19 protein-coding genes are annotated in these 23,007 nt (G+C 62.2%); 12 read left to right on the forward strand and 7 right to left on the reverse strand.

What is annotated here, in order from left to right:
* Positions 1-26: 26 nt before the first annotated feature.
* From AB7E19_RS04625 to hutW, 6 genes are all read left to right on the forward strand, one after another.
* Complete coding sequence (locus AB7E19_RS04625; protein WP_010674539.1) at positions 27-365, forward strand: 4a-hydroxytetrahydrobiopterin dehydratase; 339 nt, start codon at positions 27-29, stop codon at positions 363-365.
* Positions 366-507: 142 nt separating this feature from the next.
* Entirely contained in the window at positions 508-2,055 is a 1,548-nt protein-coding gene (gene tyrR / locus AB7E19_RS04630; RefSeq protein ID WP_010674540.1) for a transcriptional regulator TyrR, read from the forward strand.
* Positions 2,056-2,277: 222 nt separating this feature from the next.
* Complete coding sequence (locus AB7E19_RS04635) at positions 2,278-2,796, forward strand: YfiR family protein (RefSeq protein ID WP_427934672.1); 519 nt, start codon at positions 2,278-2,280, stop codon at positions 2,794-2,796.
* Positions 2,793-4,034, forward strand: coding sequence for a diguanylate cyclase domain-containing protein (locus AB7E19_RS04640; RefSeq protein ID WP_279989505.1), 1,242 nt, complete (start codon positions 2,793-2,795; stop codon positions 4,032-4,034). The genes AB7E19_RS04635 and AB7E19_RS04640 overlap by 4 nt, the downstream gene beginning before the upstream one ends.
* Before the next feature lie 33 nt (positions 4,035-4,067).
* Positions 4,068-4,556 (forward strand): OmpA family protein, encoded by a 489-nt coding sequence (locus AB7E19_RS04645; RefSeq protein ID WP_010674543.1) that lies wholly within the window; start codon positions 4,068-4,070, stop codon positions 4,554-4,556.
* A 276-nt stretch (positions 4,557-4,832) separates the two neighbouring features.
* Positions 4,833-6,188 carry a heme anaerobic degradation radical SAM methyltransferase ChuW/HutW gene (hutW, locus tag AB7E19_RS04650; protein WP_427934733.1) on the forward strand — a complete coding sequence of 452 codons (1,356 nt, stop codon included), beginning with the start codon at positions 4,833-4,835 and terminating at the stop codon, positions 6,186-6,188.
* 56 nt (positions 6,189-6,244) lie between these two features.
* On the opposite strand, the gene xseA is transcribed toward hutW, so the two are convergent.
* The gene (xseA, locus tag AB7E19_RS04655) at positions 6,245-7,609 is read right to left on the reverse strand and encodes an exodeoxyribonuclease VII large subunit (protein ID WP_427934734.1); all 1,365 of its coding nucleotides are present in this window, start codon (positions 7,607-7,609) and stop codon (positions 6,245-6,247) included.
* A gap of 106 nt (positions 7,610-7,715) precedes the next feature.
* Positions 7,716-8,624 carry a DMT family transporter gene (locus tag AB7E19_RS04660; RefSeq protein ID WP_113070361.1) on the reverse strand — a complete coding sequence of 303 codons (909 nt, stop codon included), beginning with the start codon at positions 8,622-8,624 and terminating at the stop codon, positions 7,716-7,718.
* Positions 8,625-8,679: 55 nt separating this feature from the next.
* Here AB7E19_RS04660 and AB7E19_RS04665 point away from each other — a divergent pair, with 55 nt between their 5' ends.
* From AB7E19_RS04665 to AB7E19_RS04690, 6 genes are all read left to right on the forward strand, one after another.
* Positions 8,680-8,814 carry a hypothetical protein gene (locus AB7E19_RS04665; RefSeq protein ID WP_427934673.1) on the forward strand — a complete coding sequence of 45 codons (135 nt, stop codon included), beginning with the start codon at positions 8,680-8,682 and terminating at the stop codon, positions 8,812-8,814.
* 186 nt (positions 8,815-9,000) lie between these two features.
* Positions 9,001-12,207, forward strand: a complete 3,207-nt coding sequence (locus tag AB7E19_RS04670; protein ID WP_427934674.1) for an alpha-amylase family glycosyl hydrolase — start codon at positions 9,001-9,003, stop codon at positions 12,205-12,207.
* Between the two features lie 797 nt (positions 12,208-13,004).
* A complete protein-coding gene (locus AB7E19_RS04675; RefSeq protein WP_010674548.1) occupies positions 13,005-13,640 on the forward strand; it encodes a YitT family protein in 636 nt (211 codons plus the stop codon).
* Between the two features lie 263 nt (positions 13,641-13,903).
* Positions 13,904-15,367 carry an IMP dehydrogenase gene (gene guaB, locus AB7E19_RS04680; RefSeq protein WP_010674549.1) on the forward strand — a complete coding sequence of 488 codons (1,464 nt, stop codon included), beginning with the start codon at positions 13,904-13,906 and terminating at the stop codon, positions 15,365-15,367.
* Positions 15,368-15,451: 84 nt separating this feature from the next.
* Positions 15,452-17,041, forward strand: coding sequence for a glutamine-hydrolyzing GMP synthase (guaA, locus tag AB7E19_RS04685; RefSeq protein ID WP_042863789.1), 1,590 nt, complete (start codon positions 15,452-15,454; stop codon positions 17,039-17,041).
* A 729-nt stretch (positions 17,042-17,770) separates the two neighbouring features.
* Positions 17,771-18,805, forward strand: a complete 1,035-nt coding sequence (locus AB7E19_RS04690) for a hypothetical protein (protein WP_427934675.1) — start codon at positions 17,771-17,773, stop codon at positions 18,803-18,805.
* Positions 18,806-19,061: 256 nt separating this feature from the next.
* Here the strand turns inward: AB7E19_RS04690 and AB7E19_RS04695 are convergent, their stop codons facing one another.
* The 5 genes from AB7E19_RS04695 to AB7E19_RS04715 form a co-directional block, all read right to left on the reverse strand.
* The gene (locus AB7E19_RS04695) at positions 19,062-19,889 is read right to left on the reverse strand and encodes a bifunctional transcriptional activator/DNA repair enzyme AdaA (RefSeq protein WP_427934676.1); all 828 of its coding nucleotides are present in this window, start codon (positions 19,887-19,889) and stop codon (positions 19,062-19,064) included.
* A 51-nt stretch (positions 19,890-19,940) separates the two neighbouring features.
* Positions 19,941-20,705 (reverse strand): SDR family oxidoreductase, encoded by a 765-nt coding sequence (locus tag AB7E19_RS04700; protein ID WP_427934677.1) that lies wholly within the window; start codon positions 20,703-20,705, stop codon positions 19,941-19,943.
* A gap of 407 nt (positions 20,706-21,112) precedes the next feature.
* A complete protein-coding gene (locus AB7E19_RS04705) occupies positions 21,113-21,484 on the reverse strand; it encodes a DUF6616 family protein (protein ID WP_201890556.1) in 372 nt (123 codons plus the stop codon).
* On the reverse strand, positions 21,481-22,263 hold the full coding sequence (locus AB7E19_RS04710; RefSeq protein ID WP_427934678.1) for a HEAT repeat domain-containing protein: 783 nt from the start codon (positions 22,261-22,263) through the stop codon (positions 21,481-21,483). Before AB7E19_RS04710 ends, AB7E19_RS04705 begins: the two co-directional genes overlap by 4 nt.
* The gene (locus tag AB7E19_RS04715) at positions 22,260-22,790 is read right to left on the reverse strand and encodes a MarR family winged helix-turn-helix transcriptional regulator (RefSeq protein ID WP_041215265.1); all 531 of its coding nucleotides are present in this window, start codon (positions 22,788-22,790) and stop codon (positions 22,260-22,262) included. The genes AB7E19_RS04710 and AB7E19_RS04715 overlap by 4 nt, the downstream gene beginning before the upstream one ends.
* Positions 22,791-23,007 lie beyond the last annotated feature (217 nt).

Consider the following 23,007-nt stretch of genomic DNA (forward strand, 5'->3'; position numbering starts at 1 on the left):
ACGATGTTTCATGAAAGGAGTCCCGAATGACTGAACTGGCGAGTCAACGATGCGAGGCGTGCCGCGCCGATGCCCCCAGGGTGAGCGATCAGGAGCTGGGGGAGCTGATGCACCTCATCCCCGACTGGCAGCCCCTGGTGGTCAACGGCGAGCTGCAACTGCGTCGTGAATTTGTATTTCGCAACTTCAAGGAGGGGCTGGCGTTCACCAACCGCCTCGGAGAACTGGCGGAGGCGGAGTTCCATCATCCGGCGATCTTGCTCGAATGGGGCAAGGTGACCGTGAGCTGGTGGACCCACAAGATAGGCGGCTTGCATCGCAACGACTTCATCATGGCAGCCCGCACCGACGGACTGATGAAGTAACCGCCATCTGGCGCCAACGCAGACAGGGCCTGCCCGGTGAAAGCGGGGCAGGCCCGCATTTTTGTGGGGGAGCGCTCGCACTGGCGGGATCGAGTCTGTATTATCCCGTTATTCAGAATGTTAGCTAGGAAGTGTGTGCCGAATGCGTCTTGAAGTCAGCTGTGAAGACCGTCTGGGCCTGACCCGGGAATTGCTCGACCGACTGGTGGAGCACAACATCGATCTGCGCGGCATCGAAATCGATACCTCAGGCATCATCTATCTCAATTTTCCCGAGCTGGAGTTCCGTGACTTTCAGCATCTGATGCCGGAAATTCGCCGCATTCCCGGCGTCTATGACGTCAAGACCATCCCCTACATGCCCTCCGAGCGGGAGCACCACGAGATAGAGGCCCTGCTCAAGGCGCTGCCGGACCTGGTCTTCTCCCTCGACAGCAAGGGGCGGGTGACCCAGGCCAACCAGGCCGCCCTCACCACCCTGGCGTTGCCACCGGACGAGGTGCGCGGCGTGGCGATCGCCTCCCTGGTCAAGGGCTTCTCGTTTGGCCGCTGGCTGGAGTCGGGGGAGATCAAGCCCCAGACCTGCAAGCTGAGCCTCGGTGGCGAAGAGTACCTGGGCGATCTGATGCCGCTGTTCGTGGCCGAAGAGAAGGGCAAGCAGGCTCTGGCCGGCGCCGTGGTGGTGCTCAAATCCGCCCGCCGGGTCGGCATGCACTTCAGTGCCCTGCACGCGGTGGAAGTGGGGGGCTTTGAGCACCTCCAGGCCGAGAGCCAGAAGATGAAAGAGGTGCTGGCCCAGGCAGCCAAGCTCGCGATGCAGGACGCCCCCTTGCTCATCGTGGGGGAGACCGGCACCGGCAAGGAGTTGCTGGCCCGGGCCTGCCACGGCGCCAGCCTGCGCTCCAGCCACCCCTTCATGGCGCTCAACTGCGCGGCCATGCCGGATAACGTGGCCGAGAGCGAGCTGTTCGGCTATGCCCCCGGCGCCTTTGGCAACAACACCGAGGGCAAGCGCGGGGTGCTGGAGCTGGCCAGCGGCGGCACCCTGATGCTGGACGAGATCGGCGACATGTCCCCCCATCTGCAGACCAAGTTTCTGCGGGTGCTGCAAGATGGCGTGTTTCGCCGGGTCGGTGACGAGCAGGAGGTGAGGGTCAACGTGCGCTTCATCTGCACCACCCAGAAGCAGTTGCTGGATCTGGTCCATGAAGGGAAGTTTCGCGAAGATCTCTACTACCGCCTCAATGTGCTTAGCCTCAATCTGCCGCCGCTGCGCGAGCGCAAGGCGGACATCATGGCCCTGGCCCAGCAGTTCGTGTCGCGCTTTGCGAGCGAACTGCAGCGCCCGCGCCCGCGCTTTACCCGCAACATGGCCGAGTACCTCACCGCCTACCGCTGGCCCGGCAACGTGCGCCAGTTGCGCAACTGCCTCTATCGCGCCATGACCCTGCTGGAAGGGGACGAGATTGGACCCGAGCACGTGGACTTGCCGGTGGCGGCCGATGCCATGCCGCTCATCGACGAGTGGTTCGAAGGGGGGCTCGATGAGGCGGTGAAGCGTTTCGAGAGCCGCCTGCTGGAGCGGCTCTACCCGGCGTTCCCCTCCACCCGCCAGCTGGCCAAGCGGCTCGGTGTCTCCCATACCGCTATCGCCAACAAGCTGCGCGAATATGGGATTGGCAAGAAGTAGTGTCGATGGACGGTGTCTGCCAGGGACACTAAGCGCCTTGCAGGCACGGCTGCGACACCCGGTGACGCAACCGTGCCACTTGCCTCTGGGGGCTGGCCACCCGGCTGGTAAGCTCGGTGCGGTGCCATGCAGGCACTCTCATCATGGGCGTCGGGTGACCCCGGCGCCGACCTGGACACTCTCGCGGGCACCATGCAGATGTTTTGTTACCTCCGGTTACTGATGTGGCTGACGCCACTGTGCTGCATGCTGATGCTGGCAAACCAGGCCATGGCGGCGACCTCCGCCGAGGCGCGCAGCGACATGGTGCGCCAGACCGTGCTCGATATCCTCAGTTACACCCGCTGGCCCAGCGAGCCCGCCAGACTTCGGCTCTGCATCACGGCGCCCACGGAATATGCGTCATCCCTTCTGACCATTGAACGGCAGGCCAATGGCCGACCGGTGGAGGTCCATCGCTACGACATGGACGATGAGGCGCTGATCCAGCGCTGCGATGTCATCTATCTGGGGGTGCTGGCACCGGCGCAGCGCCTCTCCCTGTTCGAGCGCCTGCGCGGTCACGCCATCCTCAGCATCAGTGAGCAGAGCCGCGAATGCATCGCCGATGCGGTCTTCTGTCTGCAGGCCGGGGAGGAGAGGGTGCGTTTTCGGGTCAATCTGGATGCGTTGGCCCGCAGCGGTGTGCGAGTGCACCCGGCCGTGCTCAAGCTCGCGCGAGCCGATGAGGAGCTGCGATGACGGTCCATCACGCCACTCCCAGGCTTACCCTGCGACAGAGTCTGGGGCGCACCCACATGATGATCTCCCTGACTGCCGTCTGCATGGCCGGGTTGTTTCTGACCGTCACGGCGTTGCTGGCGCTGCGCCTTTATGCGGATCACAACCTCAAGCTGGTGGCGCGGGCCATCAGCTACACCACTGAGGCGGCCGTGGTCTTCCATGACAAGGAGGCGGCACTGGATGCCCTGGAGACCATCACCTCCCGGGAAGACATAGCCAGCGCCAGCATAGTGCTGCCGGACGGCCAGGTGCTGGCGAGCTGGCGCCGGGACATCACTACCCCCTGGACCACCCTGGAGCAGCACCTGGCCCGCCTGATCCTGCCGGGGCCCGTGGCGCTCCCCATGGTGCGCGAGCACAAGGAGATAGCCAGGGTGCATCTGGTCGGTCACGGCCAGTACCTGTTGCGATTCCTATTGCAGACCTTGCTGGCTACCCTGGTGTGCCTGCTCATCAGTATTCTCGGGGCACTCCATGTGGCGCGCCGGATGCAACGCTCCATCACGGCACCCCTCAAGGCCCTGACCGAGGTGGCTTACAACGTCAGCCGCCAGCGGGCCCTCAAGGAGCGGGTGCCGGCGGCCAATATCGCCGAGCTGCACGAGCTGGGCGAGGATTTCAATTCGCTGCTCGACGAGCTGGAAGCCTGGCAGGCCCACCAGAAGCGGGAGAACGCCAGCCTGCTGCATCAGGCAACCCATGATCCCCTGACCGGTCTGCCCAACCGCGCTCTGTTCGAGGCTCGCATGGAGCAGGCCATCCTGGCAGGCAACAAGGGGCATGAAGGTTTTGCCCTGCTCTATCTGGATTGCGATCGTTTCAAGCAGATCAATGACAACCTGGGCCACAGCATCGGCGACGAAGTGCTGATCGCCGTGGCGCGGCGGGTGCAGCATCAGCTCAGGCCCCTGGATCTGGTCTGCCGGCTGGGGGGAGATGAGTTCGTCATCCTCCTGACCCCGATCCAGGGGGAGGACGAGGTGCGCGAGGTGATAGGACGAGTGCAGCAGGCCATGAACACCCCCGTGGTATTGAGTGACGGTCGCCATCTCGGGGTGGGGATCAGCATCGGCTCTGCCCGCTATCCCGAGCAGGGGAAGACGGCGGATGCCCTGCTGCAATGGGCAGACGACGCCATGTATCAAGCCAAACGACAACGCAGGGAGGAGAGAGAAACACGAAAAACGAGCACGTGAAGTTGAACCGGAAATAGTGAAAGGATGATAAGAATGCGCATGTTGAACCCGATCAAAGCGGGCCTGGTGGCACTGTTGCTGAGTGTGCTGGCGGCGTGCCAGAGCCCTCCCCAGGGGCTCACGGCGGAGCAGATCGCCGCCTTGAAGGAGCAGGGATTTCACCTGACCGACGAGGGATGGACCCTGGATATCTCCAACAAGGTGCTGTTCGCCAACAATGTGGGGGCCCTCAACCCCGAGACCCGCCAGGTGGTGGAGAAACTCGGCAAGGCCCTGATTGAGGTAGGACTGAATCGGGCCCGGGTGGACGGTCATACCGACTCCAACGGTGATGAGGCCTACAACCAGCAACTCTCCCTCAAGCGGGCACGGTCGGTGGCCGATGTCCTGGTGTCGGTGGGTATGCCCCAGGGGAACCTGGATATCCGCGGCCGCGGAGAAGAGGCGCCCATCGCCGACAACGCGACCGCTGCCGGACGAGCGGAAAATCGCCGGGTTGCCATCATCATCGGCAATGGCTGACCCCCGTCAGCCGGTATCGGCGCGGCGCTCCCGTCGGGAGCCTTGAATCAACCGCCTGATCCTGTGTGTGCCACCACTCTCCAGTGGGAGAGTGGCTCTCTTCCCTTGTTGTTTCACGCCTTCCTTGTCTGACGCGCTGTTGCCCTGATGGAGACAGAGTGACGACTCAATCCTTCCCGACTTGATCCAGCACAAATACCTGCAACTGATATTCGTTATCATTTGCGTTATTTACGCAGGGTAACCCCAGTGACGACTCTCCAGCTTTCTTCGACCATGACGGGGCTTTGTACCCCGGATCCCCTCAAATTCGCCTTCACCGCCAAGACGTCGGCCCATGCCAGCCGGGGAGGGGCCGCCCCCCTGATGCTGGACGATGCCGGCTGGCAAGCCTGGTGGCAGCAGGAGAGCGAGGCCAAGGCCCGAGCGCTCTATATCCATATCCCGTTTTGCCGCAAGCGCTGCAGTTTTTGCAACTTCTTCGAAAACGGCGCCAATCCGGCGCGCATGAGCCGCTACATGGAGGCACTCTGCGGGTCGCTGCGCCAGGCAGCCGAGACGCCGCTTGCCCAGAGCCGGCCTTTCTCGGCGGTCTATGTGGGGGGCGGCACGCCAACCGACATGGCGGCGGGCGATCTCGCCCGCCTGGCCAGCGCCATCCGCCGTTTTCCCCTGACCGTGGATGCGGAGCTGACCCTGGAGGGGCGACTCAACGGCTTTGATGACGAGAAGTGGCAGACGGCCCTGGCGGGCGGTTTCAACCGCTTCTCGTTCGGCGTGCAGAGTTTTGATACCCGCGTGCGCCAGCAGGCGGCCCGCTTCGATGACAGGGAGACCTTGCTGTCCCGGCTGGCGGCGCTGACCCGCCACAACGAGGCGGTGATCGTGGCGGATCTCATCTTCGGTCTGCCGGGGCAGGATGAGGCCGTGTGGCGCCAGGATATCGCGGATGTGATGGCGAGCGGGGTGCACGGGGTGGATCTCTATCAACTCATCTCCATGGCGGGCACCAACCTGGCGCGCGCCGACGAGAAAGGCACCCTGGGCTGGGCCGCCGATGGCCAGCAGCGGGCAGTCATGTATGCCGACGGGGCACGGACGCTGGAGGCGGGGGGCTGGGAGCGGCTCTCCTGCAGCCACTGGCGGCGCACCGATGCCGAGCAGAGCCGCTACAACCAGATGGCCAAGTGGGGCGCCGAGATCCTGCCCTTCGGCGCAGGGGCGGGAGGCAACATTCACGGCCACGGCCTCATGTATGGCCGGGATCTGGCGCCCTGGCATGAGGCGCAGGCGGGGGGCGTGCGTGCTCCCAGCATGGTGATGAGGCCCAATCCCGATGCCCGTCTCGACGGGCTGCTGCGAGGGGGGCTCGATACCGGATGGCTGGCGTTGTCGCAATTGCCACAGGGGCTGGTCTCCCACCTGATGCCGCTCTTTGAGGCCTGGCAGCGACACGGGCTGGCACGGCTCTCGGCCGAGCGTCTCACCCTCACCCTGGCGGGGCGTTTCTGGAACGTGAATTTGCAGGCCGGGTTGTTCGAGTATCTGAGGTGCAATCCACCGGGGGGGAGCAAGGAGGGCGAGACACCATCCGGCCACCCGGGCAAGATGGCCGGTCATGCCCGGGTATAACGGGCTATCGGAGCACAGAAAGGAGGCGGGGGCCTGGTGCAAGCCCCCGCTTTTTGTCAGCGGTTGTCGACCTCGTCCACCCGTACCCGCAGCGCTCCCTCTGCGAGGGTGGTGATCAGGGTCTGGCCTGCATTGACCTGGGATGTGCGGCGGATCACCTCCCCGGAGGGGGTGCGCACGATGGCGTAACCGCGCCCCAGGGTGGCCAGCGGGCTGATGCCGTCGAGGCGGGCTCCCAGCATGGCGAGGCGGTGGCGGGCGAGATCCTGGCGTTTTGCGATGAGGGTATGGAGGCGCTCCTCGGCAAGCTGGTGACGACGTTTGCCGATGGCCAGCCGCTTTTCGGGGCTTCTGGCCTGCAGGCGCATCGCGAGGCCCGCCAGGCGCCGCTCCCCCTGGTGCAGGCGATCACGCAGGTGCTGCTGCAAGCGGCGGTCGAGCTCGTCGAGGCGCTGGGACTGCTGCTCCAGCCGTCGCTTGGGATCCTGATGATCGAGCCGCTTCTGCAGCAGGACGAAGCCATGGCGGGCGGCGACCTGGTGACGGCTCATGGCCTGGGTGAGCCGCTGGCGCAGGTGCAAGAGGCGCTGGGCGCGGGTGCGCCTGTCCGGCGCCACCAGCTCGGCGGCGGCAGAGGGGGTGGGGGCACGAAGGTCGGCGGCAAAGTCGCTGATGGTGACGTCCACCTCGTGTCCTACGGCGCTCACCACGGGGATGGCGGAGCCTGCGATGGCCCGTGCCACCGCCTCTTCGTTGAAGCACCAGAGATCTTCAAGGGAGCCGCCGCCGCGTCCGACGATGAGCACATCCACCTCGGCGCGGCGGTTGGCAAGCATGATGGCCGAGACGATCTGGGCGGTGGCGGCGCTCCCCTGCACCTGGGTCGGGTAGATGAAAACGGGCAAGTCCGGGGCGCGGCGTTCAAGCACCGTCAGCATGTCGTGCAGGGCGGCGCCGGTGGCGGAGGTGACCAGCCCGACGGCGCGGGGTTCCTGGGGCAAGGGGCGCTTGCGCCCTTCGTCAAAGAGCCCTTCGGCCCCGAGGCGACGCTTGAGCTCCTCGAAGCGCAGGGCCAGCATGCCATCCCCGGCGGGCTGCATGGACTCGATGATGAGCTGGTAGTCGCCCCGGGGTTCATAGAGGGAGACTCGCGCCTGCACCAGCACCTGCATGCCATCCTGGGGACGGAACGGCACCCGGCGGTTGTTGCCCTTGAACATGGCGCAGCGCACCTGGGCCGACATGTCCTTGAGGGAGAAGTACCAGTGGCCGGAACTTGGCATCGCGAGGTTCGAGAGCTCGCCGGTGAGCCACACCAGCCCCAGATCCTGCTCCAGGATCATGCGCACGGCGCTGTTGAGGCGGGTGACGGTGAAGATCTGCTGTTGTCTGCTCTGACTGGCGGGTTCGAGGTGATTCAAGGCTGGCCCTGCTGTGGTGTCCGCCGGGGCGGGAGAAACGATGGGGGTCATCTTACCCCAGTTGCGCCCATCTGCCGAGCCATGGGCCCGGCAGATGACGCGGAGCCTAGGCTTGTGCCTTGGCCGGCTTGACGGCTTTGGCGGGGCTGGTCACCAGCCAGACCGCGAGGCAGACCACGGCGCCGCCGAACACGAAGCCGCCGGTGAGGGTTTCCCCCAGCACCAGATAGCCCCACAGGATGCCGAAGGGCGGAATGAGGAAGGTGACAGTGAGACTTCGCAGGGGGCCGATGTCGGCGATCAGCCTGAAATAGAGCAGATAGGCGAAGGCGGTGCAGAGGAAGCCGACCGCCAGCACGCTGGCCCAGACCCCAGGCTGGGCCCAGTCGACGGCGGGGCCGGTCGCCAGGGTGTAGCCGAAGAAGGGAAGCAGGAAGAGGACGGCCCCTATCTGGCTGCCAAAGGCCACCAGTTTGGCGTCCAGGCCTCCCCGCTCGGTGACCCAGCGCCTCGTCAGGAAGCCGGCGCAGCCATAGCAGGCGGTGGCGATGAGGCAGGCCAGCACCCCGATGGCCAGTTGGCCGCTCAGGTCGACCTCCCCGGTGGTGGTGATGAGCCCGATGCCCACCAGCCCCAGCATCACCCCGGCCCACTTGCGCAAGGTCAGCGCCTCGTGAAAGAAGGAGAAGCCGATGAGGGCGCCCATCAGGGGCGTGGTGGCGTTGAGGATGGCGGAATACCCTGCGGGCAGCCAGAGGGCCGCCACGGCATACATCAGGAAGGGGACGCCGGAGTTGATGATGCCGAGCACCATGATGGATTTGAGCTTGCCCTGAAACTGCATGGGGGTGCGCAGCAGCAGGAGCATGGCGGCGAGCCCGACGAGGGCGAAGAAGACCCGCAGGAAGGTGGTGTTGACCGAGCCGAACGCCGGCGCCGCGATGCGCATGAACAAGAAGCTGGCACCCCAGATGGCTGCCAGCGCGAGCAATCTCCCGTAATCCGATGGTCTCATCGTTTCTCCCTGAATGAACCGCCCTGTTGCCCGAGATGGCAAGTGGGATTGCATCATGGTGGCAAGTGTCCCCGATGGCAACGGCGCCGTGCAGGAGGCAGGGGCTGACCCTGTGCCCGAGGTGGTCGCGGAGGGCGGCCATCTTGCTCTCCCCGATGGGGACGCCCCTCACTTCTGCGCCAGGAAATGAAAGCGCTATCAATCACATACAGCCCATGATGAGGTCGACAGTGGTCACATTTTGCGCGTATTGGCCATGAAATGGTCATGGGGGACTCTAGACTGGTCGGGCTCATCTGAAGGCGGGACGTTGCGGATGGGGGAATGCCGGGACACACCGGCATCACACACAAACAATGAAAATAAAGGACTATCAATGGCTAGATGGATACTCGCGGCCGGATTGTTGGGAACCCTGATCACGGCGCCGAGCACGGCGGCGGAGTGGTTCTTCCGGGGCACCGCGAATGGATGGGCGGCGACCGCCATGACGTCGACGGACGGCGTCAATTTTGATACCTGTCAGCGCTTCGTGAGCGGGGATGCCAGCGGCGGCCCGCGCTTCAAGATAGACAGGTACGGCAACTGGCAGCAGAGCTACCCGGCGGCCGACTACGGGGTCAATGTCAACACGGCGTACCAGATCCGCATCAACGCGAGCACCCAGGCGGTGAGCGCGACGGCGGTGGCCAGTTGCGAGGCCTCGGGGTTTGCCAGCTCCTTGCCGCAGCTCAACGTGCGCGGCACCTTCAACGGCTGGGCCAGCCTCCCCATGACCCTGGTAGGGGATCACCTGTGGCAGGTGGAAGCCTACCTGGATGGCAAGGCGAGCCAGCGCCTCAAGTTTGATCAGGCTGGGGACTGGGCCGTCAACTTTGGCGACAGCAACGGCGACGGCGTGCTGGAGAAAAGTGGCGGCGACATCTTCTGGAGCGCCGTGGGCACGGTGCGCATCCAGGTCAACGATCAGACCCTGGCCTACAGCATCACCCCCCTCGGGGATGACAACCAGCCGCCGCTCGCGGTCATCACCCCGGGGGGGACGGTGAACGTGACCCAGGGGGCGTCGCTCACCTTGAGCGGCAGCGACTCCACGGATCCCGACGGCCAGATCGCGAGCTATCTGTGGAGCAGCGGCGAGACCACGGAGAGCATCGTCGTCAACACCACCCAGACCGGCACCTTCACCTATGGCCTCACGGTCACCGACGATCAGGGCGCCAAGGGCAGCAGCAGCGTGAGCGTGGTGGTCGGGGCAGGACAGAGCAGTGACAGCTGGTACTTCCGGGGCACGGCCAACAACTGGGGGCTCACCCCCATGACCAGTGAGGATGGCACCACCTTCTGCACCGAGCAGGCCTTTGGCAGCAACAACCCCCGCTTCAAGATTGACCACAAGGGGGACTGGACCGAGGCGTATCCGGCCCAGGATTACCTGGTCAGCGCCAACACCAGTTATCGCATCTGCTTTGACAGCCTGCGCAAGGCCATCGAGGTGGAGACGCTGGCCGGGGCCGATCTGCAGGCCCCCACGGTGACGGCCACCCCGTCCCCGGGGAGTTATGTGGACAGCCAGTCCATCACCCTGGGGGTGAGCGACGATCAGGACAGCGCCCCCGCCGTGCATTTCACGACGGACGGCAGCCAGCCCACCACGGCATCGGCCCGCTATGCAGGCCAGCCCCTGGTGGCGAGCGACAAGGGGAGTGGCACCGATCTGGTGATCCGCACCCTTGCCATCGACGCCAGCGGTAATCAGCGCGAGCAGCGCTTCGAGTACCGCATCGGCGAGCAGGGGGTGGCGAGCGGCGATTTTCGTGCCGAGAGCATCTACTTCCTGCTGACTGCCCGCTTCTATGATGGCGATGCCAGCAACAACTACTACAACCGGGATCGCTACAAGGCGGGGGATCCCCAGTGGCGTGGCGACTTCAAGGGTTTGATCGCCAAGCTCGACTACATCAAGGATCTCGGCTTCACCGCCATCTGGGTGACGCCGCCGGTGGAGAACCGCTCCGGCCTCGACTACCACGGCTACCATGCCTACGACTTCTACCGGGTCGATCCCCGTCTGGAGTCGCCGGGGGCGGGTTACCGGGAGTTCATCCAGGCGGCCCACGCCAAGGGGCTCAAAGTGATCCAGGACGTGGTGCTCAACCACTCGAGCCAGTACGGCCTTCGCGGCAAGACCTGGATCGATCGCCTGCCCGTCAAATACTACGTACCGGCGGGGTCGAGCCAGGGACTCATCAACAATGGTCCCTATCAGGGCAATCTTGGGGACTACGCCAGTGCCAACCGCTGTGACGACGACAACCCGGCGGCTCCCGACTGGTACAAGGCCCGCTGCCAGTCCGATCCGGCGGGCACCCAGCCCCTGGTAGACCCCAAGACCGGCGCCACCGTGCCGAGCGCAGGCTACAACCCCAACCGCTTCTTCGGCATCGACGCCCAGACCCTGGATCCCGCCTGGTATCACCTGGACGGTTTCATGTCCGGCGGTGACTGGGAGAGCCCGCTCGCCCTGCAGCGCAAGCACATGGCGGGGGACTGCATCGATCTCGCCACCGGCAACCAGAACGTCAAGGACTACCTCAACGGCGCCATTCGTCAGTACCTCGACATGGGGGTCGATGCCATCCGTATCGATACCTTGAAACACATCGAGCGGGACGAACTGCTGACCTATGTCCATGACTGGCAGGCCCACAAGCCGGGGCTGTTCGTCTTTGGCGAAAACCTGGTCAAGGGCACCGGATGGGGCTCTGAGCTGGCCAACGACAATGCCTCGGCGGTGATCCGCCCCTGGTGGTATACCCGCACCACGCCGAACCCGGCCAATCCCCGTGCAGGGGGCGATTCCGGCCTCTCGGTGCTGGACTTCTCCCTCTTCTCCACCTTCCGTGACAACGTCACCCGGGGGAACTTTGGCGGGGTAGGGGGGATCTTCGCCATGGATTGGGTCTATGGGGATGCCACCAAGCTCATCACCTTCTTCCAGAACCACGACGTGGGGCCGGACAACGACTTCAAGTACCGCTACGGCGGGGAAGAGGGGAATGCGGCCATGACCTACAACCTGCTCTGGACGGCGCGGGGGATCCCGACCCTCTACTACGGGGAGGAGGTGATGTTCCAGGCGGGCAAGCCCCAGGACATCGACGGGGCCACCATGACGGTGGATCAGACCGGTCGTGCCTATTACGGGGAGGTGCTGGACAACCCCGCCGCCCCGAGCCACCCGCTCTATCAGCACATCAAGCGCCTGAACCAGATCCGCAAGGCGGTGCCCGCCCTGCAAAAGGCGCCCATGAGCCAGGTGAACGAGTGGGGGAGCGGCATCAGCTTCGTGCGTGATCTGAGCGCCCAAGGGAGCTACGCTGCCGTGGGCCTTGCGGCCAACTCGGCCCAGCAGATAAACCTGAGTGGCCTGAAGAACGGCACCTACACGGACGCGGTAACCGGTGCGAGCCAGAGCGTCAGCAACGGCAGCCTGAGCTTTGCGGTGCCCGCCTATTCGGCGCGGGTCTGGGTACTGAACGGCCCGGGCAAGGTGGGTGCTGACGGCAAATACCTCAAGTAAGGAAGCCCTGTCACAGGGTGCAGCGAGTCGGCCTTCGGGCCGACTTTTTTATTCTGCCTTCTGCCTATGCCTGAATGGATGCCTCATTCTGATGGGACTCTGGCTGCGGAGGGGCTGGTGGATGGGCAGACCTGTGGACTCGCGACCAGCACGCTCATGGGAAGGGGGCTAGAGGGAAGGGAAGTGGTGCATCCGCTGCCCGAGTCACTCCATGCTCTGCATATTGCAGTGCTCATGGCAGTGAGCAAAGCGGTGCCCATGTCGCCTTTGCGCCGCGGTGCAAGGCAAACCGTGCCACTCGGTTGATCTATATTGGTGCAATTGCACTTCATTGGTGCGCTCCATCCACATCCGCCCCTGGAGCCCGCCCCGAAGAAACACGCCGTATCGCCCTCGGGCTTACCCCATGACAGGCATCATCCATGCTGAAAAGCGGCATCGTATCGACATGATCTGCCGAAAAACCGGGCTGTGAAGGGGATACCACGAGGCCTTTCTCGGTGACTCGGGTAAACATGCTGCGCCACCGTGATGGCCGATCACTGAAGTGGCGCATTCGACCTGCATATTGTGTATTTATCAGAATTTAAATCTGATTATTTTTGTTATTGCGGACTCTTGTTTTGATTGGCGCTCTTTTTGCTGTGCCTTGTCATCCCCATGATGGCGACATTAGGGGGCGGGGGACGCAAGATTGGGGGGGGGACGGCAAGGTGAACGGGTCGCCGCCATCAGCCCCAATGCGGCCTGGTTGTCGGGCAACGGATGCCACCATCAAATCGGATCTAAGGAGTCATATGGAAGGTGAAATGACCATGCAGCCAGCGGCCGCGGGCAGGGGGCTGGCCCATACCCTCAAGGACGATGTCTACGGCATGGTGCTCGGGGTCATGTTTATCGCCGTGGGGCTCAATCTGCTCAAGTGTTCCGGCATGATCACCGGTGGCATCGCGGGCATCGCCCTGCTGATCGCCCATGTCAGCACCCTGCCCATCGGCGTGCTCTTCTTCCTGGTGAACCTGCCCTTCATGGTGTTCTGCTACGTCACCATGGGGCGCGCCTTCACCCTCAAGACGCTGATCGTCAACGTCGCCCTCTCGGCGGCCACCCAGGCGGTGCCGCTGCTGCTGACGGTGAGCTATGTCCATCCCCTGTTTGCCGCCCTGGTGGGGGGAACCTTCCTCGGCATGGGGGTCTTGTCTCTGGCGCGTCACAATGCCTCCGTGGGGGGCACCGGCGTGGTGACGCTCTGGCTGCAACGGCGCACCGGCATCAATGCGGGAAAGAGCCAGATGGTGCTGGATGTGCTGGTGTTTGCGCTCTCTCTGCTCACCCTGCCGCTTCCCCTGCTGCTCTGGTCAACCCTGAGTGCGCTGGCCATGAACGCCATGCTGATGAACTGGCACAAGCCGGGCCGCTATCAGGGGAACTGACAGCCGGTCTGGCTGACGGCTGAGAGGGAAAAAGGCCGTTCCGGGAGACTGGCGGCAGAAAGGGGCTCAACGGCAAAAAAGATCATCTTGTCGGGAAAAACGGCATGGTTACGGCTGAATTTATTGGTTTTTTGCCCTGTTGGTGGCGTTAAATCGGGCTACGCCATAAAAAATTCAAAAAACTTCTTTACCACTGCCCAATGCATGAGTAAAATTTGTCGGCAATATTTTACACCCCCACTCCTCAACGGTGAGATATTGCCATGCTCAGGATTGCCAAAGAAGCGCTGACCTTCGACGATGTACTGTTGGTTCCAGCCCACTCCACTGTTCTCCCCAATACCGCCGACCTGCGTACCAAGCTCACGTCTGCGATCACGCTGAATATCCCGATGATCTCCGCTGCCATGGACACAGTGACCGAAGCCCGTCTGGCTATCGCACTGGCCCAGGAAGGCGGTATCGGCTTCATTCACAAGAACATGTCCATCGAGCAGCAGGCTGCCGAAGTGCGCAAGGTCAAGAAGTACGAGAGCGGCGTGGTCAGCGACCCCGTTACCGTGCGCCCTGACATGACCATCGCCCAGATCAAGGAGCTGAGCCACAAGAACGGTTTCGCCGGTTACCCCGTGGTGACTGACGGCAACCAGCTGGTGGGCATCATCACCGGCCGTGACGTGCGCTTCGTCATCGATCTCTCCCAGACCGTCGAACAGATCATGACCCAGAAAGATCGTCTGGTGACCGTGCGTGAAGGGGCCCCTCGTGAAGAGGTGGTGGCCCTGATGCAAAAGCACCGCATCGAGAAGGTGCTGGTGGTCAACGGCGACTTCAAGCTCAAGGGCATGATCACCGTGAAGGACTTCCAGAAAGCCGAGCGCAAGCCCAACGCCTGCAAAGACGAGCGTGGCCGTCTGCGGGTCGGTGCCGCCGTCGGTGCCGGCGCAGGCAACGAAGAGCGCGTCGCCGCTCTGGTGGAAGCCGGTGTAGACGTGCTGCTGATTGACTCCTCCCACGGCCACTCCCAGGGCGTGCTGGATCGCATCAAGGCGACCCGTGAAGCCTATCCTGACCTGCAAATCATCGGCGGCAACGTCGCCACTGCCGCTGGCGCCAAGGCGCTGGTGGAAGCGGGTGTCAACGCCGTCAAGGTCGGTATCGGCCCGGGCTCCATCTGTACTACCCGTATCGTGACCGGCGTGGGCGTGCCCCAGATCACAGCCATCTCCGACGCTGTGGACGCCCTGGAAGGCACCGGCGTGCCGGTGATTGCCGATGGTGGCATCCGCTTCTCCGGCGACGTGGCCAAGGCCATCGCCGCGGGCGCAAGCTGCGTCATGGTGGGCTCCATGTTTGCCGGTACCGAAGAGGCGCCGGGCGAGATCGAGCTCTATCAGGGCCGCTCCTTCAAGTCCTACCGCGGCATGGGCTCTCTGGGTGCCATGTCCAAGGGCTCCAGCGACCGTTACTTCCAGACCGACAACGCCGCCGACAAGCTGGTGCCGGAAGGGATCGAAGGGCGCGTGCCGTACAAGGGCCGCCTCAAAGAGATCATCCACCAGCAGATGGGCGGCCTGCGCTCCTCCATGGGCCTGACCGGCAGCGCGACCATCGACGACATGCGCACCAAGGCCGAGTTCGTGCGCATCTCTGGCGCCGGGATGAAAGAGTCCCACGTTCACGACGTGACCATTACCAAAGAAGCCCCCAACTACCGGATGGGCTGATGAAACGGGGCTCTGCGCCCCGTTTTTCCACCCTTTTTTTATCCCGTGCTTTTTGTGACAACATCAGCCTGATGCAGGAATAAAATGACTAAAGACATTCACGCCCACCGTATCCTTATCCTGGATTTCGGTTCCCAGTACACCCAGCTCATCGCCCGTCGCGTTCGTGAAATCGGCGTCTACTGCGAGCTGTGGGCCTGGGACGTAACCGAAGAGCAGATCCGCGAGTTCAACCCGAGCGGCATCATCCTCTCCGGCGGCCCGGAATCCGTGACCGAGGCGGGCAGCCCGCGCGCCCCCGAGTACGTATTCAACGCCGGTGTGCCGGTGTTCGGTATCTGCTACGGCATGCAGACCATGTCCGAGCAGCTCGGCGGCAAGGTGCAGTCCTCCAACCTGCGTGAATTCGGCTACGCCCAGGTCGAAGTGCTGGGCCAGTCCGGCAAGACCAGCGCTCTCTTGCGCAACATCGAAGACGCCATTGCCGACAACGGCAATGCCCTGCTGGATGTCTGGATGAGCCACGGCGACAAGGTCACCGAGATCCCCGCCGGTTTCACCACCATCGCCCAGACCGCGACCTGCCCCCATGCCGCCATGGCCGACGAAGCCAAGCGCTTCTACGGCGTGCAGTTCCACCCGGAAGTGACCCACACCCGTCAGGGTGCCCGTATGCTGGAGCACTTCGTCAAGGACATCTGCGGCTGCGAATGCCTCTGGACCCCGGCCACCATCATCGACGACGCCGTTGCCCGCATCCGCGAGCAGGTGGGTGACGACGAGGTGATCCTGGGCCTCTCCGGCGGCGTGGACTCCTCCGTGGTCGCCATGCTGGTGCACCGCGCCATCGGCGATCGCCTGACCTGCGTCTTCGTCGACAACGGCCTGCTGCGCCTGAACGAAGGCCAGCAGGTGATGGACATGTTCGGCGATCACTTCGGCCTGAACATCATCAAGGTCGATGCCGAAGAGCGCTTCCTCTCCGCCCTCGCGGGTATCGACGAGCCGGAAGCCAAGCGCAAGACCATCGGCCGCGTCTTCGTGGACGTGTTCGACGACGAGTCCAAGAAGCTCAAGAACGCCAAGTGGCTGGCCCAGGGCACCATCTACCCGGACGTCATCGAATCCGCTGCCAGCAAGACCGGCAAGGCCCACGTCATCAAGTCCCACCACAACGTCGGCGGCCTGCCGGAAGAGATGAAGATGGGTCTGGTGGAGCCGCTGCGCGAACTGTTCAAGGACGAAGTGCGCCGTGTCGGCCTCGAACTCGGCCTGCCCTACGACATGCTCTACCGCCACCCCTTCCCGGGCCCGGGTCTGGGCGTGCGGGTGCTTGGCGAAGTGAAGAAAGAGTACTGCGACCTGCTGCGCAAGGCTGACGCCATCTTCATCGAAGAGCTGCGCAAGGCCGACCTCTACAACCAGGTCAGCCAGGCGTTCGCCGTCTTCCTGCCGGTGCGCTCCGTCGGCGTCATGGGCGATGGCCGCAAGTACGACTGGGTCATTGCGCTGCGCGCCGTCGAGACCATCGATTTCATGACCGCCCACTGGGCTCACCTGCCGTACGACTTCCTCGGCCACGTGTCGAATCGCATCATCAACGAGATCAACGGCATCTCTCGCGTGGTGTACGACGTTTCTGGCAAGCCGCCCGCAACCATCGAATGGGAATAAGCGGTTAACGCCTCTCCCTGCGATCACGCAAAACTGTCAAAAAGGCGCCCTTGAGGCGCCTTTTCTTTTTCCAATCGTTTGCGAGAAAATTTTGCTCCTGGCGAAGGGGTGAGGGCTCTGTTGCCAATGTTGTCGTGGTGAGTGCCTGGGGCGATCGGCAGAGCGTCATCTATCGCGTCCACATAGGGCGGCAGGCTGTGGTTTCTCCGGGCAGGGGAGGGGGAGCATACCCTGTTCGTCAGGAACGATACGGGCAATGAAGCCGGATACCCACCGCTTCGATGCTCCATATTGATGCAAGAGGGTGATGCGAGCGGCTGATACGCCTCCAAGATGGGGTAATTTCTTGATCTGGTTTGGGAAACGCCCACCTTTCTCTTTTTCTTGTCTCTCTCTCTCGCTCGCTAGGATAGCCGTCTGGGTATGGCCTCTTTGTCGTCACCTATGAACCAGGCCAGAGACACCACTTGGGTCAAAAGGGGCAAACTGGAGGCTGCCCTACGGTAGCTTGGTTGTTACTCGGAAATAGCGCGAGCACGCAGAGCGCCAGTGGGGGCGCAGTGGATAGGAGCGAATGCGGTCTGATACCAGTGAAATTTTTGTAATGTGATGGTTTAAAATGAATTTTGGTTGTGGTTATAAAGATGAAGCGGAGTTATACGGAAGGCTCTGCTATCGGATTAGTACCACCTTCCATCTAATCACTGTTATACATAATAAGGATATTGAGTGGAAACTTCGAATCACAATTATGATGGAAAGCCAACAGCATATTTAGACCACAACATCCTTGATGTATTTGTAAAAAATAAACATTTACCATTCTCATCTGAGCTGAGGGAGAAATATCAAATTGTTTATTCAGATGAGACACTCAAAGAAATTAAAAGGACAGGAAGTTGTGGCTCAAAATTTCTTGAGGTTCTTGAAAGTATGGAGGCAATGCATGTTCGAATATTACTCACTGAGAGTTTCAAAATAACGGATAAAGCCATATTAAAAAAACGAAACCCATTCGATGCTTTTGAAGATTACTGCAAAAACATTGAACCGGTTTATGAAGCGATGGAAAAAGCCACGACGCAATCATTGCTCAAATTCTATGGTGGCCGAGTAGGAAGCGACTTTGACGACATTAACAGAGAGCAAATAGATTCATTCAGTAACTTAATTAAATATATTTCTGAACAGGTTGACGAGATAAAATATTTAGTTCCAGGGATAGAGGCCGCAGTCGCTGCCCATACAAAGGAAATGCAACACAGCTTCAACGACGCCCTTGCCCAGTCAACAGCGGAGTTGCGTAAACACATAGAAGATGAATTAAACTATTCTGGCGTTCAGACATATCGCAACCATATGAATATCGGGCCAGTTCAACTGAATAACATTCAACCTCCAAGCGTAATAGAGAAAATATGGAGCATCTACAAGACACTTGATGGCTATAGGGAAAGTGATTTTTCGATAGAGCAATTCTTAGGTATATCAATAAACCCAATTTACAATAGAGAGATGTATTTGCACGAAAAGGTGATATCTGTATACAATGTATTAAATGTTATTGGCTACTACCCAGATTCTAAGATGAAGCATGATAGAAGATTTACTGCCGCAATGAGTGATGCAGGACACGCAGCTATAGCTTCGTTCTCAGATTTCCTATTCTCTCGGGATGCCGCCTTTATACATAAAACCAGAGCCACGTATGAATATCTCAACGTCAAAACCCAAGTCATAGAAGTAATCGTTAATGACGTATAATAACTTGTTAAATCGTTCGCTTCGCTCATTTAGTTGGGCTAAATTCCACTCCTTGGCCAAACGTTAGACATAGGAATAAAAATGCGAACCGACCACGTCCTTAAAGAAAAAGCAACAAAACGGGCGATCTGCGCCCCAATTCTTCAGATACCCCCGTTTTATATCGCCGCATGCTTGTCTTGCGCTGCCTGATTTTCTGCTGACTCACGATCAACAGCTTTGTTTTTCCCTATAAGGAGAGCAGAAAGGCCGTTCCTCACTCATACCTCGCCGCTTCCCAGGCGTGTATCGCCTGTTTGCGGGTCTCGCCCCAGTGATAGCCGCCGAGCCTGCCGTTTTGCTGGATGACTCTGTGGCAGGGGATCATCAAGGCGACGGGGTTGGCGCCCACCGCCAGTCCCACGGCGCGGGCGGCCTTGGGGTTGCCGACGGCGCTTGCCACCTGGGCGTAGCTCACCACTTTGGCGGGCGGGATCGCGAGCAGCGCCCGCCAGACGCTGATCTGAAAGTTGGTGCCGCTCACGTGCAAGGAGAGGGGGCGATTCGGCGTCTTGCTGCCATCGAACATGGTGTGGATGACCCCCTGGGTGCGTGATGGCGCTTCTCGCAGCTCTGCCGCAGGCCAGCGCTGGGCGAGGGCGGCCAGCGGCGCCTGTGGGGCCTGGTCATCGAGAAAGGAGAAGTTGCATACCCCCCGCGGGGTCAGGGCGACGAACGCCTTGCCGAAGGGGGTGTCGTGCACCCCGTGATCGATCACCAGCCCGGCCCCGCGCTGTTTGTATTCGCCCGGCGTCACCGCCTCGAGCTGCACGAAGTGATCGTAGAGCCGCGAGCCGCTGCTCAGGCCCAGGGTATCGGCTACCTCGAGCAGCGGGCGCGACTCCTGCAACAGCGCCTTGGCCCGCTCCAGAGTCAACACTTGTAGATAGCGTTTGGGCGTCACCCCGGCCCAGCGGCTGAACAGCCGCTGGAAGTGAAAGGGGCTTAAGTGAACGTGCGCCGCTATCTCGTCCAGGGTGGGCTGGCGCGCCACCTGGCTTGCGATAAAACGGATGGCATCGGCGATGCGGGCGTAATCAGACATAAGGCGCTCTCACGATAGGTTTGCAGCCGCAGGATCTTGGGTACGACAAGGTCATGTGCGACAAATAGATACCCCACCATCGGCCAGCAGGGCAATGCCGGTGGTAAAGCTCGATGCATCGGACGCGAGATAAAGGGCCGAGCGGGCGATCTCCTCTGGTTGGGCCAGCCGTTTGAGGGCATGCATATGCTGCACAAAGGCGAGACTCTCCGGTGTATCGGTAAAGGCCCGCCCCATGGGGGTGTCGGTGCCCCCCGGCAGCAGGGCGTTGACCCGCACCCCTTGTGCCCCATATTCGGCGGCCAGCACCTGGGTCAGACCGATGAGGCCCGCCTTGCTCGCGGCATAGGCCGCCATGCCGGGCAGCCCCAGGGTATGGCCGACGAAGGTGGAGGTAAAGATAAGGGAGCCGCCCCCGCGCGCCTGCATGGCGGGGATTTGGTACTTGGCCCCCACAAAGGCGCTGGTGAGGTTGGTATCCAGGGTCGCATGCCACTGCGCCAGTTCAAGCCCCGGCACGCTGCCCGGCGTCCCCGTGGTGCCGGCGTTGTTGAAGGCGATATCGAGTCCGCCGAAACGGGTCAGCGCAAGATCCACCAGGGCGCGGGCATAGGTTTCGCTTTTCACATCCCCCGCCAGGCTCACCGCCTGGCCCCCGAATTCCCTGATCTCCTCCACCAGCAGATCCAGCTCAGGCTGGCGGCGGGCACCCAGGACGACGTTGGCCCCCTCCCTTGCAAACAGGATGGCGCTGGCGCGACCGATACCGGAGCTGGCGCCCGTGATGATGGCGACCTTGTTGGACAGTAATGACATGGCAGTTCCCTCGCTAATGCGCATGGCGCCAGGTGGCGACGCTCATGCAGGATTGGCAGACAAGTGGATGGGTTCAACCCCCTCCTGGTTCAAACCTCCTTTGGTTCAATCCCTTGGGAGGTCGAAAGCACTGTTGGTTTGAAAGCACTGTTGGTTTGAAAGCACTATGGCGGCGAACCTTTGTCACGACGACCCGAATCTTGCTCACTTGTCCCATCGGCGATGGCCCATCACGGCATCGGGAGATATCAGCGTTTTATGAAGGGAGTGGGGAGGGAGCGGGTTGTGGCGCCGCTTTCCCAGGTGGTGGTGACCTGGGTTTGCAAGGGCAGGGTATGGAAAACAGTGCCACCGGTGTCGGCGGCACTGACGCAAGGCCTGGTGGGATAACGCTCTTTTAGGGGTTATCAGGCCAGGGCGGGGCTGGATGTGGCGGCGCAGGGCAGGGCGGCCAACTGTGCAAGGTGCTCGCCCAGGGAGACACCGGCGCCGGTGGCGTTGACCGTCTCGAAGTAGTCGTGCCAGCCCGATGCGGCTATTCCCTGGACGAGGGCATCGATGGCTGCGGCATCCGGCCCGCGCCAGATGGCGAAGAAGGGGTGGGGCGCGCCATGGAGGGTGGCAGCATCGGTCTCGCCCAGGGCGATGGGCTCCACCCCGAGGGCGGCGAGGTTGGCCATGCCTGTGCCAATGGCCTCGAAGAACTGCTGACGAGCCGTCTGGCTCAGTGCCAGCCAGGCGGGAGTGGGGGTGTAGAGCTCTGCCAGATAGTGGGTCATAGGGGTTCCTTCGGGAGTTGGCCCTTGCGCAAGGTGCGCAAGGCGCGTTGACAAATCCGGGTTGTCGCGGGGCAGGGGCTTTCGCGAGACCAGCGCGCGCAGAGGTCAGTGACCCACTGTGGCCTGTCTTTGCTCGCATCGTTCAGCCAGTTGGCTACGGAGTCCTGCACATAAGGGGCGGGATCGGCCTTGAGGGGCTCGAGCAGCATCAGGGCCTGCTCCGGCGCTTGTCGCAGGGACGCAAGATGGGTACACCAGACGCCGCGGGGCCGGGTCGCTTCGCTGGCAAAGCGTCGCAGTCGCTCGGACGGCTCCGCCGTCCAGGGCACCAGGGCGGCAATGGCCACCTCGAGCTGCGCAGCAATGGTCGATCGCATTGCGAGCCAGGCCCACTCGCGCACCCCAAAGTGCGGGTCATCGGCGAGGGGGCGAATGAGGGCCAGGCGGTCGCTGAGCGACAGCCCCTCGCTCGCGCCCACCATGAAACAGGCCCAGCCCCGCACGGTATCGGAGGGATGACGGCTGAGCGCCGCAAGATCCCTCGTGCCGTTCTCGGTCAGGAGCAGCCTGGCGGCCAGTGCCATGCGCCGGGTAATGCCCTCCCCGGATGCGGCGTGCATCGACGCCAGCGCCTGGGGCCCGAGCGAAGGCAGGGTACACTGCATCAGGGCGGCAAAATCCACCGCCAGGCATTCGGTCAGGTTGCTTGCCTCAGCCTCTCCCCGGTTGAGCTGGGCGAGGCGTGAGGGGGCGATATCCGTGATGCGGCTGCGTGTCATGGGTGCTCCTCTGTGGCGGCCTCAATGCAGCCTGCCCGGGATGAGAGGACGTTGAGCCAGGCCCGCTTGAGCAGGGCGCTCAGGGTCTCTCGCTCTGCCTGATCGAACCCGGCAAACAGGGAGCCTATCCACTGGCTGTGCTCATCGAGCAGGTGTTGCGCCAGGGCCTGGCCCTGCTCTGTCAGGCGCACCGAGATCTTTCGCCTGTCCTGGCTGTCGCTGTGGCGAGCCAACAGGCCGTCCCGTTGCAGCCCGTCGAGCAGGCCGGTGATGGTGGCCCGTGTGACCCCCGCCTTGTCGGCAAGCTCGTGGGGAGCCAACCCTTCTGGCAGGTCGCGCAGTAAAAACAGCAGCACGAACTTGCCTTCGGAGAGGCGGTGGGGAGCCAGGCGCGCCGCGCACGCCTGATCGATGGCAGCGGCGAGGGTCAACACCTCAAAGCAGACGCGCATGTTTTGGGTGTCTGCGTGTCTGCGGCGCTCTGCATCCTCGAGCAGGGCGAGGTGTTTCTGTTCCAGCGTGATCATGATGGTGAGTCTCGAATGACTTTGTATGGCGCCATACTATATGGCGCCAACCAAATGATCAACCACCCAAGCGCGCGACCGGAATGGTCCATGGCAACGGAGAGCGGGAGTGTGGCGATGGGGGGCCTTTGCAAGAGAAGGCGTTGCAAGAAAATCGGCCATCTTTGGCCGTCATTCCCTATAATGCCCCTCCTTTGTGGTCTGGGGGGAGTGCCCC

It is taken from the genome of Aeromonas sp., assembly GCF_050252055.1.
In the GTDB taxonomy this organism is placed as follows: domain Bacteria; phylum Pseudomonadota; class Gammaproteobacteria; order Enterobacterales; family Aeromonadaceae; genus Aeromonas; species Aeromonas caviae.

What these genes read in the sequence shown, in the direction of transcription:
- AB7E19_RS04625 (WP_010674539.1), top strand. Translation starts at nt 27, where the DNA reads ATGACTGAACTGGCGAGTCAACGATGCGAGGCGTGCCGCGCCGATGCC.
- tyrR (WP_010674540.1), top strand. Translation starts at nt 508, where the DNA reads ATGCGTCTTGAAGTCAGCTGTGAAGACCGTCTGGGCCTGACCCGGGAA.
- AB7E19_RS04635 (WP_427934672.1), top strand. Translation starts at nt 2,278, where the DNA reads ATGTGGCTGACGCCACTGTGCTGCATGCTGATGCTGGCAAACCAGGCC.
- AB7E19_RS04640 (WP_279989505.1), top strand. Translation starts at nt 2,793, where the DNA reads ATGACGGTCCATCACGCCACTCCCAGGCTTACCCTGCGACAGAGTCTG.
- AB7E19_RS04645 (WP_010674543.1), top strand. Translation starts at nt 4,068, where the DNA reads ATGCGCATGTTGAACCCGATCAAAGCGGGCCTGGTGGCACTGTTGCTG.
- hutW (WP_427934733.1), top strand. Translation starts at nt 4,833, where the DNA reads ATGACGGGGCTTTGTACCCCGGATCCCCTCAAATTCGCCTTCACCGCC.
- AB7E19_RS04660 (WP_113070361.1), bottom strand. Translation starts at nt 8,624, where the DNA reads ATGAGACCATCGGATTACGGGAGATTGCTCGCGCTGGCAGCCATCTGG.
- AB7E19_RS04665 (WP_427934673.1), top strand. Translation starts at nt 8,680, where the DNA reads ATGGTGGCAAGTGTCCCCGATGGCAACGGCGCCGTGCAGGAGGCAGGG.
- AB7E19_RS04670 (WP_427934674.1), top strand. Translation starts at nt 9,001, where the DNA reads ATGGCTAGATGGATACTCGCGGCCGGATTGTTGGGAACCCTGATCACG.
- AB7E19_RS04675 (WP_010674548.1), top strand. Translation starts at nt 13,005, where the DNA reads ATGGAAGGTGAAATGACCATGCAGCCAGCGGCCGCGGGCAGGGGGCTG.
- guaB (WP_010674549.1), top strand. Translation starts at nt 13,904, where the DNA reads ATGCTCAGGATTGCCAAAGAAGCGCTGACCTTCGACGATGTACTGTTG.
- guaA (WP_042863789.1), top strand. Translation starts at nt 15,452, where the DNA reads ATGACTAAAGACATTCACGCCCACCGTATCCTTATCCTGGATTTCGGT.
- AB7E19_RS04695 (WP_427934676.1), bottom strand. Translation starts at nt 19,889, where the DNA reads ATGTCTGATTACGCCCGCATCGCCGATGCCATCCGTTTTATCGCAAGC.
- AB7E19_RS04700 (WP_427934677.1), bottom strand. Translation starts at nt 20,705, where the DNA reads ATGTCATTACTGTCCAACAAGGTCGCCATCATCACGGGCGCCAGCTCC.
- AB7E19_RS04705 (WP_201890556.1), bottom strand. Translation starts at nt 21,484, where the DNA reads ATGACCCACTATCTGGCAGAGCTCTACACCCCCACTCCCGCCTGGCTG.
- AB7E19_RS04710 (WP_427934678.1), bottom strand. Translation starts at nt 22,263, where the DNA reads ATGACACGCAGCCGCATCACGGATATCGCCCCCTCACGCCTCGCCCAG.
- AB7E19_RS04715 (WP_041215265.1), bottom strand. Translation starts at nt 22,790, where the DNA reads ATGATCACGCTGGAACAGAAACACCTCGCCCTGCTCGAGGATGCAGAG.